The following is a 798-nucleotide window of genomic DNA, read 5'->3' on the forward strand; positions in this document are numbered from 1 at the left end:
CTCACACATGAACACCTGCGCGGCCACCGCGGACTCCGGCACGAGTTTATGGTGAATGACCTTGCGGGAGAAGATATCCAACATCACCATCAGGTCGTAGTAGAGGCCCTTGTGTGGGCCTTTCAGCTTGGTGATGTCCCAGCTGAACACCTGATTGGGTCCGGTCGCCACCAACTCCGGGCGCGCCCGGGGAGGGTGGCTGGCTTGACGGCGGCGTTCACGAATCTCGTTGTTGGCGCGCAGGATTCGATACATCGTGGAGATCGAACACAGATACCTTCCCTCGTCCAGCAACACCGCCCACACGTGAGCAGGGGATTTATCGACGAACCGGTCCTGACGCAGCACCGACAGAACGTGGTGGCGTTCAGTGTCCGTCAACGCCGCCGGATGCGGCGCCGGTGCCCGCACCGGGCCCGGCACCGGTGGTTTCGGGTGGTGTCGGCGGTGGTGGGTGGCACGGGATTTACCGGTCAGCCGGCAGGCCGCCACGACACCGACCAAGGGTTTGAGGTCGGTGACGGCGGTATCGATCAGGGGGTCTGCTTGCTGTCGTTGCCCGAGTTGTTGGATAGCAGCTCCAAGAACTCGGCAAGTTTTCCCAGGACCTCGTTCGCCTGGCGGGCCTTGGCCAACTCCGCGACGAGGCGGGCGTTCTCGACCTCCAGCTTCTCTGCCCGCCGATCAGCGTCGGACTTGGCGGGTTTCGGGCCAGATGGCTTGGTGGCCAACGCGTTCAACGATCCCGCGTCACGTAACCGGGTCCAGTCGAGCACGTGCGAGTGATACAGGCCCTCG

The 798-nt window shown here is 63.5% G+C and carries 2 pseudogenes; both read right to left on the reverse strand.

The window, feature by feature from the left end:
• Positions 1–423, reverse strand: a pseudogene (locus tag GFY24_RS40870) (IS3 family transposase); the annotation flags it as partial.
• A gap of 110 nt (positions 424–533) precedes the next feature.
• A pseudogene (locus GFY24_RS40875) lies at positions 534–798 on the reverse strand (hypothetical protein); the annotation flags it as partial.

The organism is Nocardia sp. SYP-A9097 (genome assembly GCF_009649815.1).
Taxonomy (GTDB): Bacteria; Actinomycetota; Actinomycetes; order Mycobacteriales; family Mycobacteriaceae; genus Nocardia.